Annotated in this window: 1 rRNA gene; it reads left to right on the top strand. The window is 48.9% G+C overall.

Annotated features, from left to right (window positions below):
• A 23S ribosomal RNA gene (locus J3P37_RS22840) occupies positions 1-1,080 on the top strand; the annotation flags it as partial.

Below are 1,080 nucleotides of genomic sequence, written 5' to 3'. Positions count from 1 at the left end.
GTTGCAAATGCGCAAACGTGCTGAACTGAAACATCTAAGTAAGCATAGGAAGAGAAAATAATAATGATTTCCTGAGTAGTGGCGAGCGAAAGGGAAAGAGCCCAAACCAGCATTGTTACGGCAATGCTGGGGTTGTAGGACCACAACATGACTAGTAAAGTGAAGTAGAACAGGATGGGAAGCCTGGCCATAGCGTGTGATAGCCACGTATACGTAAGCGATATTATGATAGTGGTATCCTGAGTACCGCGAGGTCGGAGACGCCTTGTGGGAATCTGCCGGCACCATCCGGTAAGGCTAAATACTCCTGAGAGACCGATAGTGAACCAGTACCGTGAGGGAAAGGTGAAAAGAACCCCGAACAGGGGAGTGAAATAGAACCTGAAACCGTGTACTTACAAGCGGTCGGAGCACTTTATAGTGTGACGGCGTGCCTTTTGCATAATGAGCCTACGAGTTACTCTTCCCTGGCAAGGTTAAGTGGTTCAGCCACGCAGCCGAAGCGAAAGCGAGTCTGAATAGGGCGTATAGTCAGGGGAGGTAGACGCGAAACCTTGTGATCTACCCTTGAGCAGGTTGAAGGTGCGGTAACACGTACTGGAGGACCGAACCGATAAACGTTGAAAAGTTTCCGGATGACTTGAGGGTAGGGGTGAAAGGCCAATCAAACTGGGAAATAGCTCGTACTCCCCGAAATGTTTTTAGGAACAGCGTGGATATAAAGTTTCATAGAGGTAGAGCTACTGATTGGGTGCGGGGGAGTCAAATCCTACCAAATCCAGACAAACTCCGAATGCTATGAAATATGATCTGCAGTGAGGCGCGGGGTGCTAAGGTCACGCGCCGAGAGGGAAAGAACCCAGACCATCAGCTAAGGTCCCAAAATTACCGCTAAGTTGAACTAACGAGGTCCGATTGCACAGACAGCTAGGATGTTGGCTTGGAAGCAGCCATTCATTTAAAGAGTGCGTAACAGCTCACTAGTCGAGCGATCGGGCATGGATAATAAACGGGCATCAAGTGGTATACCGAAGCTATGGATAGAAGTAATTCTGTGGTAGGGGAGCATTCCAGCATCAG

The organism is Desertivirga xinjiangensis (genome assembly GCF_024436435.1).
GTDB lineage: Bacteria > Bacteroidota > Bacteroidia > Sphingobacteriales > Sphingobacteriaceae > Desertivirga > Desertivirga xinjiangensis.
Note: the sequence above shows the minus strand (reverse complement) of the source record. Positions and strands in the feature narration are given on the sequence as shown.